Source organism: Lonsdalea iberica, assembly GCF_002111585.1.
Lineage (GTDB): Bacteria > Pseudomonadota > Gammaproteobacteria > Enterobacterales > Enterobacteriaceae > Lonsdalea > Lonsdalea iberica.
This window is the reverse complement of sequence record NZ_LUTP01000022.1, coordinates 1-15,928: the sequence shown is the minus strand read 5'-3', so window position 1 is coordinate 15,928 and position 15,928 is coordinate 1. Positions and strand designations below refer to the sequence as shown.

Genomic DNA, 15,928 nt, shown 5'->3' with positions numbered 1-15,928 from the left:
GCAACGCAGCCATGTCCACACTCAACCGCATCCACCTAAAAAAACAGGGCCATTAAGGCCCTGTCGTCATTCAGCGAGCGTGAATTCTTACTGCAATACCGAAATGTCAGCGACTTTCAGGAACAGGTTACGCAGTTCGTTGAGCAGCGTCAGGCGGTTGATCCGCACCTCCTGCTCTTCCGCGTTCACCATAACCTTGTTGAAGAAGCTATCCACCGGCTCACGCAGCTGCGCCAGCTCAACCAGCGCTTCCTGATAACGCCCTTCGGCGAACCACGGGTCCAGTTTACTGTTCAGTGCGGTCACGTAGGTCGCCAGTTGAATCTCTTCTTTTTCCTGCAGCAGCGAGGCCTGCACGCTGTCATTCAGGCTTTCGGTCGACTTCGCCAGAATATTGGACACGCGTTTGTTGGCCGCGGCCAACGCAACCGCCTGTTCCAGCGTACGGAAGTGACTGACGGCCTTCACGCGGGCATCGAAGTCGGCCGGACGGGTCGGACGACGCGCCAGCACTGCCTGAATGGTATCTACCGTATGACCTTCTTCCTGATACCAAGCGCGGAAACGCCCCAACATGAATTCGATGACGTCATCGACCACATTGGCGTTAGTCAGCTTGTCGCCATACAGACGCACGGCTTCTTCCGTCAGCGTTTGCAGATCCAGCGGCAGCTGTTTTTCTACGATGATGCGCAGCGCGCCCAGCGCAGCGCGGCGCAGCGCGAACGGGTCTTTATCGCCTTTCGGATGCTGACCAATACCGAAGATCCCGGCCAGGGTATCCATCTTGTCAGCGATAGCTAACGCACACGCGACCGGCGACGAAGGCAGATCGTCGCCCGCAAAACGCGGCTGATATTGCTCGTTCAGCGCGACCGCGACATCTTCGTCTTCACCGTCATGACGCGCATAGTGCATGCCCATGACGCCCTGCGTATCGGTGAATTCGAACACCATGTTGGTCATCAGATCGCATTTAGACAGCAGGCCCGCGCGCGTTGCATGATTGACGTCAGCGCCAATCTGCCCCGCCACCCATCCGGCTAGCGCCTGAATGCGATCGGTTTTATCGCGCAGAGAACCCAACTGCTGCTGGAACAGTACGGTTTCCAGACGCGGCAGATGGTCTTCAAGACGTTTTTTACGATCGGTATTGAAGAAGAATTCGGCATCCGCCAGACGCGGACGCACCACTTTTTCGTTACCCGCAATAATTTGCTGCGGATCTTTCGACTCGATATTGGCGACGAAGATGAAGTGCGGCAACAGTTTGCCCGCTTCGTCGTAAACCGGGAAATATTTCTGGTCGCCTTTCATGGTATACACCAGCGCTTCCGCGGGCACAGCCAGGAATTTTTCTTCGAACGTCGCCGTCAGCACCACCGGCCACTCGACCAGAGACGCCACTTCTTCCAGCAGGCTTTCACTCAGATCGGCTTTTCCGCCAATCTTCTGCGCGGCCTGTTCCGCATCGCGTTTGATCATCGCTTTACGCGCTTCGTAGTCCGCAACCACTTTGCCGCGTTCGAGCAAAATTTCAGGATATTGATCGGCATTATCGATGGTGAATTCGGCTTCGCCCATGAAGCGGTGGCCGCGCAGCGTGCGAGCGGAGTCGATGCCCAGCACGGTGCCGGGGATCAGCTCGTCACCCAGCAGCATCGTCACGGTATGAACCGGACGAACAAACTGCACGTCTGAGTCGCCCCAGCGCATCAGTTTCGGGATAGGCAGTTTGCCGAGTGCCACGCTGACCATGCCCGGCAGCAGCGTTTGCGCCGCCTGACCTTTGACCTGCGCTCGGAACAACAGCCACTCGCCCTTGTCGGTGGTTAGGCGTTCGGCCTGATCGACAGTAATCCCGCAACCGCGCGCCCATCCTTCGGCCGCCTTGGTCGGCTGACCGCTGGCGTCGAACGCCTGTGAGATGGCCGGGCCGCGCTTTTCAACTTCACGATCCGGTTGAGACGCGCTTAGCGCGGTCACTTTGAGCGCCAGACGACGCGGCGCGGCGAACCAGTTCACCGCCTGATAGGCCAGGCCTGCCGCATCCAGTTCAGCGCTGAAATTGGCGGCAAAAGCTTGCGCTAGCTGACGGAGAGCCTTCGGCGGCAGCTCTTCCGTGCCGATTTCCACCAAAAAAGTTTTATCAGTCATGGCCTGTTAGCTCTCTTTTCTATTACACATCGGGAAGCCCAGCGCCTCGCGGGAGGCATAGTAGGCTTCGGCTACCGCTTTGGTCAGCGTGCGAATGCGCAAAATGTAACGCTGACGTTCGGTAACGGAAATCGCCTTGCGCGCGTCCAGCAGGTTGAAGCTGTGGGCGGCTTTTAGAATACGTTCGTAGGCAGGCAGCGGCAGCGGGTTTTCCAGCGCCAGCAGTTCCTGAGCCTCTTTTTCATACTGCGCGAAACAGGTAAAGAGGAAATCGACGTCGGCATGTTCGAAGTTGTAGGTCGACTGCTCCACTTCATTCTGATGGAACACATCGCCGTAGGTAGTTTTGCCGAGAGGACCATCGCTCCACACCAGATCGTAGACGCTGTCCACGCCCTGGATATACATCGCCAGACGTTCCAGCCCGTAGGTGATCTCACCCGTAACCGGTTTGCATTCCAGACCGCCCACCTGCTGGAAGTAAGTGAACTGCGTCACTTCCATGCCGTTCAGCCACACTTCCCAACCCAGACCCCAGGCGCCCAGCGTCGGGTTTTCCCAGTTGTCTTCAACGAAGCGAATATCGTGGATCGTGGGGTCAAGACCCAGCGCCTTCAGCGAGCCGAGATACAGCTCCTGAATGTTTTCCGGCGAAGGCTTGATGATCACCTGGAACTGATAGTAGTGCTGCAGACGGTTGGGGTTTTCGCCGTAGCGTCCATCGGTAGGACGACGTGACGGCTGGACATAGGCGGCGGCAATCGGCTCTGGGCCGAGCGCCCGCAGGCAGGTCATGGGGTGAGAGGTTCCCGCGCCAACTTCCATGTCCAACGGTTGAACAATGGTACAGCCCTGGCGCGCCCAATAATCCTGTAACGTCAGGATGAGGCCCTGGAAGGTCTTGGTATCAAACTTTTGCATTTGGATTCGCACGCGATACAAGTGGATTTACAATGAATGCGCCAGTATACCCTCTGAGTGCAAGATATACAGCCGGAATGCGGCAACAAGTTCATATCCGAACGAATTTACTACGCACGGCGGGACGCGGTTTTCCAGCCCGAACGCGACGGCATTTCGGACCAAAACCCCTCGCATCCGATCGTGACGGCGGGAAGGGCTCACGGCATTCGCCGCCGTCCTTCGCTCCCGCCAATTCATGCGAAACGGGCGGGAACCTGAACGTTAGCCGAAAAACACCGTTTGCAGCATTTTCAAGCTCAACAGCAGCAACAGCGCCGCAAAAATCTTTCTCAGCGTGGCGACCGGCAGGCGGTGCGCCAGTCGAGCGCCGACCGGCGCCGTGAAGAAACTCACCAGCGAAATCATCAGCACTGCGGGGAGTGATACGTAGCCGAGGCTGTAATGTGGCAATCCGGGGGCATCCCAACCGTTGACCATATAACCTAACGCGCCCGCCAGCGCGATCGGCAAACCGACCGCCGCCGACGTCCCAATCGCCTGCTGAATACGTACATTACACCAGGTCAGAAACGGCACCGTCAGCGAACCGCCGCCAATCGCCACTAGCGCCGAAATACCGCCAATGCCAAGCCCCGCCAGCGAGGTTCCGACCGTGCCGGGCAGTTGACGATTGGGTTTTGGCTTGAAGTTCATCACCATCTGAAACGCAATATAGGCCATGAAGCAGGAAAAGAAGATCGCCAGCGCCTGAGTCGGTAATAATGCGGCCAGCCAGGTGGCGCAGAATGTGCCCACCAGAATCCCCGGCGTAATACGCCAAACGACCGGCCACAACACGGCCTGATGCTGATGATGCGTGCGAAGACTGGATACGGCGGTAATCACGATGGAGGCCATCGAGGTCCCCAACGCCAGATGGACCAGATGCTCGTTTTGTACGCCCTGTGCAGCAAACATCGCGGTCAATATCGGCACCATGATGCCGCCGCCGCCAATACCTAATAATCCCGCCATAAATCCAACGACAGCACCAAGCGCCAGATAAGCGATAATCCACTCTACAGCCATCCCTTCACCCCTGACATAAAATATTTCTCATTAATAGTTATCATTTTCAATGAAATGCAATAACCAAGGACACATCGCCGCTCACACCCAGGCTCTGATACTACCGCTGGCTAAACCATCGCCTTAAACTACATACGACGGGTTCCGCGTTGGCGATAAAATTTGGCGCGGACCGCCGCCGAACCCAATGGCGTCTGTTGCGCGATCGACCAATTCATCGGTATACATCGCATGTCCATTATTCATTTACGCTTAAATAGCGAATTCCGCCACCTCAAATCCAAGCCTGTGGCCGTCATCGCTGAACTTTAACGCCGTTTCTCTTTACTTTTTGCGATCGACCGCCACAAAAGCATGGTTGCCTATCCAGTATTTAGCGTGTGATGATACGACGGTTCATGGGGCATACCGTACGTCAAGCAGAGGTTATTCACGAGAGTCAGGGGTCGTGAACCCATGACGAACCTTAGGGAAATCAACAGAGGAGCATGCCATGAATCGTTGCGGTTGGGTGACGGCCGACCCGTTATATTTGGCCTATCATGACGACGAGTGGGGAAAACCCTGCACCGATAGCGACAAGCTATTCGAAATGCTCTGTCTGGAAGGGCAGCAGGCGGGCCTTTCCTGGATCACCATACTGAAGAAGCGCGAACGCTATCGCCACTGCTTTCACCGGTTTGACCCGGTTAAGATTGCCGCCATGGGCGAAGACGATATCGCCCAACTCATGCAAGATAAGGGCATTATCCGCAACCGTCTCAAAATCGAGGCAATCATCGCTAACGCCAAGGCGCGTTTAGCGATGGAAACGCGGGACGAAAATTTTTCTGACTTCATCTGGTCTTTCGTCAACCACCGCCCCGTGACTAACCTCTATGCAACACAGGCCGATGTGCCTACCCAGACTGCCACCTCGGAGAGCTTGTCGAAGGCGCTCAAACAACGCGGATTCAAATTCATTGGGCCCACGATTTGTTACGCCTACATGCAGGCGGTGGGGATGGTCAACGACCACACGACTGACTGTATTTGCCACCCGTCGCAGCGTTAACCACGCCCCAAGGCCTGCGAAAGGGGCCATCGCGACAAAGCCGGGCAAGATGGGCGGGTCAGCCCCGCAGGAGCGAAATCTCCCTCTTTTGCTGGCATACTGTCATGATAATATCGGTTGAAATAATGCAGGAAAGGATTACCACGCATTTTACTGTTTTGCTTATCGTGCTGGCGGCCGCTTTTTTCCGCAGGCCGCCACGATGTCGGCATTGCACACACCGGCGGCGGTATCACAGCCGATGTGTGACAACGGGAAAAGATACGGATCAGGATTGCGTCAGTGCTGGTCTGTATTTGGTTTTTTACGTTAACGACAATAAAGGAATATTGTATGAATAAAACCATGGCTAAACTGGCCTTCATGATGATGATGGAATGGTTCATTTGGGGGGCTTGGTTCGTCACGCTCTGGCCTTTTCTCAATCATAACGGATTTACTCCCACGCAAATTGCCTGGTGCTACTCCTGCACCGCCATTGCAGCCATCATTTCGCCTATCGTGGTGGGATCGCTGACCGACCGCTTTTTCCCGGCGCAAAAGGTGTTGGCGCTGCTGATGCTGGTCGGGGCGGCCCTCATGTTTTTCACCGCGCAACAAACCCATTTCAACAGCTTCTTCCCGCTGCTGCTGGCCTACTGCCTGACCTATATGCCGACCATCGCATTAACCAACAGCATCGCGTTTTCCAACGTTGCAGATGTCGAGCGTGACTATCCGAAGATCCGCGTAATGGGAACCTTGGGGTGGATTGCCGCGGGCATCGCCTGCGGATTTATCCCTTCGCTGCTGGGCTACGGTAATATCACCGCCACCAAAATACCGCTTTTGATTGCCGCCGCCAGCTCCGCCGTGCTCGGGCTGTTCGCCTTGTGTCTGCCGCACACCCCGCCGAAAGGGCACGGGAAACTCAGCCTCTCCGTCATGCTAGGGTTGGATGCGCGCGTGTTGTTAAAAGATCGCAGCTTTCTGGTCTTCTTCATCTGCTCTTTCCTGTTCAGCATGCCGCTCTCGTTTTATTACATCTTCGCCAACGGCTATCTCACTGAAATCGGTATGCCGAACGCTACAGGCTGGATGACGCTGGGACAGTTTTCGGAAATCTTTTTCATGCTAGCGCTGCCTTTCTTCATCAAGCGCTTCGGCATCAAATACGTGTTGATTCTGGGTCTGGCGACCGCGCTGCTTCGCTATCTGCTGTTTATTTTCGGCGGCACCGAACAGCTGTTCACCTACGCCCTGCTGTTTATCGGCATCCTGCTCCACGGTGTCAGCTATGACTTCTACTTTGTCACCGCTTACATCTACGTCGATAAAAAGGCTCCGGTCTACATGCGCACGGCAGCGCAGGGGCTAATTACGCTCGGATGCCAGGGAATCGGCAGTCTGTTGGGATATCGACTCGGGGGACAACTGATGGAAAAATGGTTCTCCTACCCCGAACCGGTACAGGGTTTGACGTTCCACTGGGCCGGTATCTGGGGTTTTGGCAGTGCCATGATTGCCGTCATCTTCATTGCCTTTCTCGCACTATTCAGAGAGCCTGCGCAAGGCGTAAAACCGGTCGAGATCAAGCAAAGTCAAAATTGACGGCCGATACCATGACATAACCCCGCAGTACGTTAACATCGGAAAAATTCACAGAAGATAACGTCTTTCCGCATTGCGGAAGGGCGCTATCCTGTTTTGAGCGGGGAGACGCAAAAGAAATGATCATGTCGCAAAAAAAAGAAAGTCGCATTGCTGGAGCACTCTACGGCCAGATGCTGGGAGATGCTATGGGTATGCCATCCGAACTTTGGCCCCGTACGCGCGTCAAGGCGCACTTTGGCTGGATAGACCGTTTTTTAGACGGCCCGCAGGACAATATTGTCGCCCGCTACTTCAAAGCCGGCGAGTTCACTGACGACACCGCCATGGCACTGGCCTTGGCTGATGCACTGATTGAATGTCAGGGCGAAGTGGTGCCTGATACCATTGCCGCTCACATTCTCGCCTGGGCTGATCGGGTGGATGCCTATGACAAAGTCATGCTTGGCCCCAGCTCCAAAATCGCACTGGCGGCGCTGAAAAATGGAACGCCTATCCGCGATTTGGAAAACAACGGCGTCACCAATGGTTCAGCCATGCGGATCTCCCCGCTAGGATGCATGGTGCCAGTACACACGCTCGATGGCTTTATTGCCAACGTCGAACTTGCTTCCAGCCCAACGCATAAATCCGATGTCGCTATCGCCGGTGCCACCGTCATTGGCTGGGCGGTTTCTCAGGCCGTGGATGGCGTCAGTTGGGACAGGCTGCGCGACCAGCTTCCAGCCGTCGCGAGAGCGGCCCAGGAAAAGCGGGTGACAACCTACCACGCGTCCATGGCCGCGCGTATCGAGCTGGCGCTGGACATTGCCAACCATTCCGGCGGTACGGAAAGTACGATGGATCGCATTTACCAACTGGTGGGCACGACCAGCGATATTTTGGACTCCGTCCCGGCAGCCATTGCATGGTAGAACTAGCGGCAACGCAACCCAATCGTTGTGCCGTGCTGTGTGCCAATCTGGGGGGCGATACCGATACGATAGGAGCGATGGCGACCGCGATTTGCGGCGCACTGCATGGCGTGGAGGCGATCGATCCGATATGGCGTCAGCAGCTTGACGACGTCAATCGCTGCGATATTGGCCACTACGCTCGCCAATTACTGGCGCTGCGACTGCAATGGGAACAGAGAGCGGACGTTTAAGCGGTCATTCGATAGCGGGACGGTGTCTCACCGATCCCGCTATCGATGCTTAGAGACGATAACTCAGATCGTCGTATTTAAACTTACCGCTCGGACACAAAGACGTATCGGTCGGCACGACAATGATTAATACTGAACTCAATAGGAACGCCTGCCCCGTCACACACCTGCTGTTTGAGCACCAGCATCGGCACGGATGCCTTGATATTCATCACAGAGACGAAGTGTTCATCCGACGCCTTGGCCGTCACCCAGTTGCGCGTATGCTGCGGCGAAATATTCTGGGCTTTGAAGTAGGCATAGAGTGAAACCCCAATCTCTTCCGGATTGCCTATCAGCGTGGTAGGGACATAAGATGTCACGATTGAAACGGGTTCGTCTTCGATAAAGCGATGACGTAGGAGACAATAAACCGGCGTATCCGGCGGTAGCGCCAGCTGTTCCGCTACCTCTTCGTTACACGGCACCACTTTCTTCTCCAGCCACATCGTACCTGGATTTTTACCTTTACCCGTCACCTGACAGCTAAAGCTGGCGGCGCTCCCGATTTGATATTCCATTTGGAAATTGATGTAGGTACCGTATCCCCGCGTCCGCACGACGACGTTACGCGATTCCAGCAATTTCAATGCGTTGCGTACGGTAATGCGGGAAATGCCCAGCAGACGGCAAAATTCACGTTCGCTAGGTAGAAAGTCCCCCTCGCGCAAATCGCCATTTTGCACAGCCTGTTGCAACGCATCGCTAAATTTCACGTAGAGGGGCGTATGGTCCCTCTGCTGTAACCGGTGCTGCAACCGCTCTACCAGGGCCGAATATTTGTCCATTTCTTCCTCCTGTATCCATGGTGGATAAAGCGTCATCGACGCCTTCCTTGTTAAATAGTCCCTTGTAACTCAAAAGCTTAGCTATCCAGCCAGCTATGTATTCCTTACTTCTCTCCCACCTCCTAACAAATGTCATGCCCTAAAAAGTGGGCAAAAGGTCAACCTATTGTAAAACCATGACGAACGCGGTACCGATCATACGACACTATTTCTTTTAATTTGATTCACTAAATTTGCAGTATTCTTTAGACTCAGGCCCCTTCTGCGGGTTATTTCTCCAATCTTATCGACGATCCCTCGTCATCGCGGAGCTAAATCATGAAACCCGAAATTATTTTGTACGGTCCCATCCCCGAAGACTTACGCGCTCGCCTGTCATCTCACTTCACCGTCAACGAATTTCAAGGCCTCCCACCGATCAACGATCCCACGCTGGCAAAGGCTGAAGGGCTGATCGGGGCCGGCGGTCAAATCGATCAGGCGTTTCTTTCCCACCTGCCGCGCCTGCGGGCAGTCTCTACCGTTTCTGTCGGGTACGACAATATCGACGTCGCCACGTTAAATCAAAAAAATGCGCTGCTGATGCATACGCCTACCGTGTTGACCGATACCGTGGCGGACACGGTCATGACGCTAATGCTCATGACCGCCCGGCGGGCGCTCGAATCCGCAGAACGCGTTAAAGCCGGAGAGTGGCGGCGCAGTATCGATTGCGACTGGTTCGGCGTTGACGTTCATCACAAAACGATAGGCATATTGGGCATGGGCCGCATTGGCATGGCGGTCGCGCAGCGCGCTCACCTGGGTTTCAATATGCCTGTCCGTTATCACGCCCGTCACCGTCACCCTGACGCCGAACAACGCTTCAACGCCCAATACGACTCGTTAGAGACCTTGCTGGCTGAGTCGGACTTCCTTTGCATTACCCTGCCGCTCACCCCGCAAACACGCCACCTTATCAATCGCGAACGGCTGGCGAAAATGAAGCCTGGTGCCATCTTGATCAACATCGGACGCGGCCCCGTCGTCGATGAAATTGCCCTGATCGACGCGCTACGTAACGGCCAACTGCTCGGCGCTGGCCTGGACGTCTTCGAAACCGAACCGCTGCCGGCGGACTCGCCGCTGTTGACGCTGCCGAATGTGGTGGCACTGCCGCACATCGGCTCCGCCACCCACGAAACCCGTTATGCCATGGCCGCCTGTGCGGTGGATAACTTGATTGCCGCGCTGACCGGCGACGTGAAAGAAAATTGCGTCAACCCACCCTCATCACGTTCATGATCTGAACGTCAATATCCTCGGCCGAGTTCACCGACCGAGGATGTTGGAGGGAATCATGGCCGCAGAAAACTATTCCACTGCCATCGGCGTCTCCGTTACCGTCGTCGACTCGCTCCCCTGGATCTCTTTCACCCGCTGTTCTGTTTTCTGCACCGCATCCGCGTTGCTCAGCAGACTATAAGTCAGTTCGAACGTCGTACTTTGCCCAGGTTGCAACTGTTTCACGCGCCCCATTTTACGCTCGACGGTCACTGGATAGGCATAACTGGTGCCGGGCTCAATACCGGTCACATAGCCCTGCTTTTCGGTATCCGTATTTTTCCACAGGGACAACACCGGCAGTTGGCGGGTATCGAACGCAATCGAAACGCCCTTGTCGCCCGCCTTATTCACGAGTGCCGCCAGCGTCTTGCCATCCTTATCCGCATAAGGGGAAACATTAAACACCATCTCATCAAAGTCTTTGGTCGGACCTTGATAGGTCGCCCAATCTTTAAGACCGGGCTTCGCATAGTCGTTGAAAGGGGAGATCTCTTTGACCGGCGCGATGAAGCGAGCGCCCTGCTCCAGAATCGGTTTGCCAAAGTTGCTGTGATAAATAATTTGGTAATCGCGCGGATAATCCGCCTTGTTGGTCAGCACGTCATGGATAGTGAACGATTCGCTGCCGGGAACGTAACGCAGTTCGGTCCACGTCTCCAGATTGGATTTCTTGAAGCTGTTTTCTTTCAGCAGACCGCGTACCACAATCGTATGCGGCGCTTTGTCGTCGATATCCACCACCACCTTGGATGCGGGCGTATTGCCGGCGCGGCCATGCAGGGTATAAAGCATGCCGTCGCTGGTCACCGGGTGACCCGTCCACTCATAGCCGCAGCGCACCATCATTTCGTTGAAGCCTTCAAGCCACCCCAGTCCGTTGCGGCTTTCCAGCGTGATCGTATTCGGGTTGACGACTTCATCGACCGGCGAGTCCCACCCAAGGCGGATATTTTTGCCGGTCACATGCAGCAAATCCATGCCGCGCGTCGGGCTCAACGTAATCTGCAGTCCGTCAGGGCTGGTGATAGTAATAATTTTACTGCCCTCCTGACGCCCGCCGTGCAGCACTTTCTGCTCAATGCTGAAAGCCGAATCCGTCACCTTCAGCGTCTCACTACCGACCTTCCAGTTGCCTTTTTCGACATTAGCCTCAGCATCTGTCAGCACAAACGTTTGTGCGGAAATTTGCCAGGACACCAATGCCAGGGAAACGCCCAAAGCCAATAACTTTTTCATGCTATGCATCCTCAGTGGCTGAATTGATTTAGCTTTAACCATTGAAGACTACAAATACCGAACCGGCCAAAATGTGATTGCCATCACTACGTGTATTTATGCTGTATTTTTGGCGTGAATTTGCCGAAGGAGTCACAGAATTGTTAAGTGTTTTTGAATTTTTTGCACCAAAAGTGGGAGGTGTGGCTAATTGTGGCTGACGCCGTTTCAGCCCCCCAGCATCACCCTTAGGAACGACCACAACGCTTAATTAAACGCGGCGATACTTTATGCTGATATAAGAAATATCACTAGCATAAACGAAGAAAGCGATATTCATCCCGCGTTGCGCCGGGATAATACACGGGGTAAGGTGGCGGCCTCATTCGTGTTTCAGCATTTATTGACAAGCTATGAACTTTTCCGTCTTTGGCAACAAATTCACCCGCCGCTCCGGTATTACTCAACTGATGGACGACCTGAACAACGGGCTGCGCACGCCCGGCGCCATCATGCTTGGCGGCGGAAACCCCGCACATATTCCGGCCATGGATGACTACTTTAAATCCCTGTGCGGCGACCTGCTGGAACAGGGCAAACTGACCGATGCGCTATGCAACTATGATGGCCCGCAGGGAAAAGATACGTTCCTGAATGCGCTGGCCGATCTGCTGCACGAGACGTTGGGGTGGGAGATAGGGCCACAGAATATTGCTCTAACAAATGGCAGTCAGAGTGCATTTTTCCACTTATTTAATCTCTTTGGCGGACAAAAAAGCGACGGCAGCCGCAGCAAGGTGATGTTTCCACTGGCGCCGGAGTATATCGGCTACGCCGATTCCGGCCTGGACGAAGACATGTTCGTCTCGGTGCGACCGCAGATAGAGCTGCTGCCAGAAGGCCAGTTTAAATATCACGTCGACTTCGAACAGCTGCATATTACCGACGATATCGGCGCGATCTGCGTCTCGCGCCCGACCAACCCGACCGGCAACGTGCTGACTGACGACGAGCTGCGTCAGCTAGACGCGATGGCCCGCCAGCATGAAATTCCGCTGATCATCGACAACGCCTACGGCGTCCCGTTTCCCGGCATCATCTTCAGCGACGCCACGCCGCTGTGGAACCAGAATATCATTCTGTGCATGAGCCTCTCCAAGCTGGGCCTGCCCGGCTCCCGCTGCGGTATCGTTATCGCCGCCGAAGAGGTGATCGACGCGATGAGCAACATGAACGGCATCATCAATCTGGCGCCCGGCTCTATCGGCCCCGCCCTCGCGCATGAAATGATCCAGCGCGGCGACCTGCTGAGACTGTCCAACGACGTCGTACGTCCGTTTTATCAGCAGCGCGTTAAGCACACCATCGAGATTATCCGCCGTTATCTGCCGGAGGATCGCTGCCTGATCCACAAGCCGGAAGGGGCGATTTTCCTGTGGCTCTGGTTCAAGGATCTGCCCATCACCACCGAGTCGCTGTATCAGCGGTTGAAACAGCGCGGCGTGCTGATGGTTCCCGGCCATCACTTCTTCCCCGGACTAGCGCAGGAGTGGCCGCATGCATACCAGTGTCTGCGCATGAACTACGTGCCGGAGCCGGAGAAGATTGAGCAGGGGATCGCTATTCTGGCGGAAGAAGTTGAACGCGCCATGCGGGAAACAGTGGTGTAAACATGCACGCGCGTGAGGCGCCCATCGCCATCGCCGGGTTGCGTCACGGGCGTCATCACGCGTATCGCTGAGCACGTTTGCATACGCTCGCCATCCAGTCACCCAATCCGCCCACAGCATCTTGCCGCCGTGGGCATAGTCTTTTATGCCGCGCCGACGCTTAACCGCGCCCTACGACGCCCGCCGTTTCCAGCACCGCATGCAACAGCACATTAGCGCCCGCCGTCACCTGTTCAGGCGAAGAGTACTCGATTTCGTTGTGGCTGATGCCGTCCTTGCACGGGATAAAAATCATGCCCGTCGGCGCCAGCATACTCATGTAAACCGCGTCGTGGCCTGCGCCGGAAACGATATCCCTATGCGAATAACCCAGCGCCTGCGCCGCACGCCGCACCGCGTCTTTGCACTCCGGATGGAACGGCGCGGCGGGATAATCGGAAACCTGCGTCAGCTGAATATCCAGACCGGTATCCGTCATCAGGCGCTCGACATACGCTTTTAGCGCCTCATCCATCTGCGCCACCGATGCATCGTCAATATTGCGGAAATCGATGGAAAACTTCACGCTGCCGGGCACCACATTACGGCTGTTGGGATGCACCTGCACCATCCCGACCGTGCCGCGGCCGTGTGGCGAGAAGCGGTCGGCGATGTTGATCACTTCCTGCATGATGCGCGTGGAAACCTGCAGCGCATCTTTGCGCATCGCCATCGGCGTCGGCCCCGCGTGGGATTCCATGCCCGTCACCACGCAGTCGTACCAGCGGATCCCTAACACCGCCTGCACGACGCCGATGTCGGTATCTTGATCCTCCAGAATCGGCCCCTGCTCGATGTGCGCTTCGAAGTAGGCGCCGATGGGATGATCGCCGGGCGTTTGCGGCCCGACATAGCCGATCTTCACAAGCTCGTCCTTGACCGTCTTGCCGTCCACGTCCGTTGCGGCATAAGCGTATTCCAGCGGAAATACCCCGGCAAACACCCCGGACCCCATCATGACCGGCACGAAGCGGGAGCCTTCTTCGTTGGTCCAGGACACCACCTCGACCGGCGCTTCAGTTTCAATTTTCTGATCGTTCAGCGTGCGAATGACCTCCAGCGCAGCGAGCACGCCGAAGTTGCCATCGAACTTGCCGCCGGTCGGCTGAGTATCGATGTGACTGCCGGCGACAATCGGCGGCAGCGCATTATTGCGTCCGGGACGACGCATGAAGACGTTGCCGATGTTATCCACCGCCACCGACAGCCCGGCGGTTCTGCCCCAGCTCACCAGCAGATCGCGCCCCTGTCGGTCGAGGTCGGTCAGCGTCAGACGGCATACGCCGCCTTTCGGGGTTGCGCCAATCTTTGCCAGCTCCATCAGGGCGTCCCACAGGCGTTCGCCGTTGACCCGCATGTCGTCCGTCGTCACCTTCTCCGCTACCGTAAATATGTCATTACTCATCGTCGCTTCCTCACGGTCAATGCTTCACTGTGTAGTTTCTGTTCAGCCGTTAGCGCTGAACGCTCTGTGGCGCGCGGGCTTTTTCCCATGCGGCGGCCGCGCTGAAGTCCGGACCAAATGCCGGACGCTTGATATAACGACCGGCCCCCGCCTGCGCCCGAAGGTCGCCCAGCGCCCAGACCACAACGCCCTGACTGATGGTGTACGCCGGTATCCCGGTCACCGTACGGCCTTCAAACACGTTGAAATCGTTGCGGGAGTGATGGGTCTTGGCGGAGAGCGTTTTGCTGCCGTTCGGATCCCACAGCACCAGATCGGCATCCGCGCCCGTCGTCACACAGCCTTTACGCGGATAGAGGTTGAACAGCTTCGCCGTGTTGGCGGAGGTGACGGCCACAAACTCGCTGGGCGTCAGACGCCCGCTGTTGACGCCGCCGTCCCACACCACCGCCATACGCTCTTCCACCCCGCCGCAGCCGTTGGGGATCTGAGTAAAATCGCCGCCGTCCGCCGCTTTCTGGCTGGCGCAGAACGTACAGTGATCCGTCGCCGTCGTGTGGAGTTGGCCCGACTGCAAGCCGCGCCACAGCGCCTCCTGGTGGCCTTTGGGCCGAAACGGCGGACTCATGACGTGCGCCGCCGCCTTGCGAATATCCGGATCGCGATAGACGCTGTCGTCGATTGTCAGATGACCGGCCAGCACCTCGCCGTAGACCCGCTGACCTCGGGCTCGGGCGCGGGCAATGGCCTCCGCTGACTCCTGACAGGAGACATGCACGACATAAATCGGCACGCCCAGCACGTTGGCGATGGTGATGGCCCGGTTGGCGGCTTCGCCCTCAACCTCGGGCGGTCGCGACAACGGATGTCCTTCCGGCCCGACGATCCCTTGCGACAAGACCTGCTGTTGCAACAGATGCACCATCTCGCCGTTTTCGGCATGCACCGTCGGCATAGCGCCCAGCCCCAGCGCGCGGCGGAAGCTGTTCATCAACGTTTCGTCGTCGCACATGATGGCGTTCTTATAGGCCATAAAGTGTTTGAAGCTGTTCACGCCCTCTTCCCGCACCAGCGTCCCCATATCCCGGTGCACGCTTTTGTCCCACCAGGTGATCGCCACGTGGAAGCTGTAGTCGGCCGCCGATTTTTCCGCCCAGCCGCGCCACTGGCGATAGGCTTCCATTAGCGACTGCCGGGGATTCGGGATCACAAAGTCGATGATGGTGGTCGTACCGCCCGCTAGCGCCGCCGCCGTGCCGCTGTAAAAATCGTCCACCGTGACGGTGCCCATAAACGGGAAATTCATGTGCGTATGCGGGTCGATGCCGCCCGGCATGACGTACAGGCCGCCGGCGTCCACTACCTCGGCGCCCGCCGGCACGTCGAATTGGGCCACATCGCCCACGGCCGCAATCACGCCGTCGACGCACAAGACGTCGGCGCGAAACTGGCGATCGGCATTGACGACGGTGCCGCCTTTAATCAACAGAGTCTGACTCATCGTTA

General features: G+C 56.5%; 11 protein-coding genes and 1 pseudogene. 5 read left to right on the top strand and 7 right to left on the bottom strand.

The window, feature by feature from the left end; all coding sequences use genetic code 11:
- Positions 1–87: 87 nt before the first annotated feature.
- The 3 genes from glyS to AU511_RS10075 form a co-directional block, all read right to left on the bottom strand.
- Complete coding sequence (gene glyS, locus AU511_RS10085; protein ID WP_094109569.1) at positions 88–2,157, bottom strand: glycine--tRNA ligase subunit beta; 2,070 nt, start codon at positions 2,155–2,157, stop codon at positions 88–90.
- A 6-nt stretch (positions 2,158–2,163) separates the two neighbouring features.
- Positions 2,164–3,078: a glycine--tRNA ligase subunit alpha gene (gene glyQ, locus AU511_RS10080; protein WP_026738508.1), complete on the bottom strand. Its 915-nt coding sequence runs from the start codon at positions 3,076–3,078 to the stop codon at positions 2,164–2,166.
- Positions 3,079–3,342: 264 nt separating this feature from the next.
- The gene (locus AU511_RS10075; RefSeq protein ID WP_094100026.1) at positions 3,343–4,149 is read right to left on the bottom strand and encodes a sulfite exporter TauE/SafE family protein; all 807 of its coding nucleotides are present in this window, start codon (positions 4,147–4,149) and stop codon (positions 3,343–3,345) included.
- Between the two features lie 493 nt (positions 4,150–4,642).
- On the opposite strand from AU511_RS10075, the gene AU511_RS10070 reads away from it, so the two are divergent.
- The 3 genes and pseudogenes from AU511_RS10070 (at position 4,643) to AU511_RS10060 (ending at position 7,940) form a co-directional block, all read left to right on the top strand.
- Positions 4,643–5,203: a DNA-3-methyladenine glycosylase I gene (locus tag AU511_RS10070; RefSeq protein ID WP_094109568.1), complete on the top strand. Its 561-nt coding sequence runs from the start codon at positions 4,643–4,645 to the stop codon at positions 5,201–5,203.
- A gap of 333 nt (positions 5,204–5,536) precedes the next feature.
- On the top strand, positions 5,537–6,793 hold the full coding sequence (locus AU511_RS10065; RefSeq protein ID WP_094109567.1) for a nucleoside permease: 1,257 nt from the start codon (positions 5,537–5,539) through the stop codon (positions 6,791–6,793).
- Positions 6,794–6,918: 125 nt separating this feature from the next.
- Positions 6,919–7,940 (top strand): annotated as a pseudogene (locus AU511_RS10060) (ADP-ribosylglycohydrolase family protein).
- 83 nt (positions 7,941–8,023) lie between these two features.
- On the opposite strand, the gene AU511_RS10055 reads toward AU511_RS10060, so the two are convergent.
- A complete protein-coding gene (locus AU511_RS10055; RefSeq protein WP_094109566.1) occupies positions 8,024–8,803 on the bottom strand; it encodes a GntR family transcriptional regulator in 780 nt (259 codons plus the stop codon).
- Between the two features lie 282 nt (positions 8,804–9,085).
- On the opposite strand from AU511_RS10055, the gene ghrB reads away from it, so the two are divergent.
- Complete coding sequence (ghrB, locus tag AU511_RS10050; protein ID WP_094100021.1) at positions 9,086–10,051, top strand: glyoxylate/hydroxypyruvate reductase GhrB; 966 nt, start codon at positions 9,086–9,088, stop codon at positions 10,049–10,051.
- Between the two features lie 69 nt (positions 10,052–10,120).
- Here the strand turns inward: ghrB and AU511_RS10045 are convergent, their stop codons facing one another.
- Positions 10,121–11,329, bottom strand: a complete 1,209-nt coding sequence (locus tag AU511_RS10045; protein ID WP_094100020.1) for an aldose 1-epimerase family protein — start codon at positions 11,327–11,329, stop codon at positions 10,121–10,123.
- 392 nt (positions 11,330–11,721) lie between these two features.
- Between AU511_RS10045 and AU511_RS10040 the strand changes: the two genes are divergently transcribed.
- A complete protein-coding gene (locus tag AU511_RS10040; protein WP_094109565.1) occupies positions 11,722–12,978 on the top strand; it encodes a valine--pyruvate transaminase in 1,257 nt (418 codons plus the stop codon).
- A gap of 160 nt (positions 12,979–13,138) precedes the next feature.
- Here the strand turns inward: AU511_RS10040 and AU511_RS10035 are convergent, their stop codons facing one another.
- Together AU511_RS10035 and hydA are read right to left on the bottom strand one after the other, a co-directional pair.
- Positions 13,139–14,422 (bottom strand): Zn-dependent hydrolase, encoded by a 1,284-nt coding sequence (locus AU511_RS10035; protein ID WP_094109564.1) that lies wholly within the window; start codon positions 14,420–14,422, stop codon positions 13,139–13,141.
- 49 nt (positions 14,423–14,471) lie between these two features.
- Positions 14,472–15,928 (bottom strand): dihydropyrimidinase (hydA, locus tag AU511_RS10030; RefSeq protein WP_240503809.1); only part of this gene is annotated, 1,457 nt, incomplete at its 5' end.

Bases quoted from the DNA above. Each gene is read 5' to 3' on its own strand.
- ghrB (WP_094100021.1), top strand. From the start codon at position 9,086: ATGAAACCCGAAATTATTTTGTACGGTCCCATCCCCGAAGACTTACGC.
- glyS (WP_094109569.1), bottom strand. From the start codon at position 2,157: ATGACTGATAAAACTTTTTTGGTGGAAATCGGCACGGAAGAGCTGCCG.
- glyQ (WP_026738508.1), bottom strand. From the start codon at position 3,078: ATGCAAAAGTTTGATACCAAGACCTTCCAGGGCCTCATCCTGACGTTA.
- AU511_RS10055 (WP_094109566.1), bottom strand. From the start codon at position 8,803: ATGACGCTTTATCCACCATGGATACAGGAGGAAGAAATGGACAAATAT.
- AU511_RS10035 (WP_094109564.1), bottom strand. From the start codon at position 14,422: ATGAGTAATGACATATTTACGGTAGCGGAGAAGGTGACGACGGACGAC.
- AU511_RS10065 (WP_094109567.1), top strand. From the start codon at position 5,537: ATGAATAAAACCATGGCTAAACTGGCCTTCATGATGATGATGGAATGG.
- AU511_RS10075 (WP_094100026.1), bottom strand. From the start codon at position 4,149: ATGGCTGTAGAGTGGATTATCGCTTATCTGGCGCTTGGTGCTGTCGTT.
- AU511_RS10070 (WP_094109568.1), top strand. From the start codon at position 4,643: ATGAATCGTTGCGGTTGGGTGACGGCCGACCCGTTATATTTGGCCTAT.
- AU511_RS10040 (WP_094109565.1), top strand. From the start codon at position 11,722: ATGAACTTTTCCGTCTTTGGCAACAAATTCACCCGCCGCTCCGGTATT.
- AU511_RS10045 (WP_094100020.1), bottom strand. From the start codon at position 11,329: ATGAAAAAGTTATTGGCTTTGGGCGTTTCCCTGGCATTGGTGTCCTGG.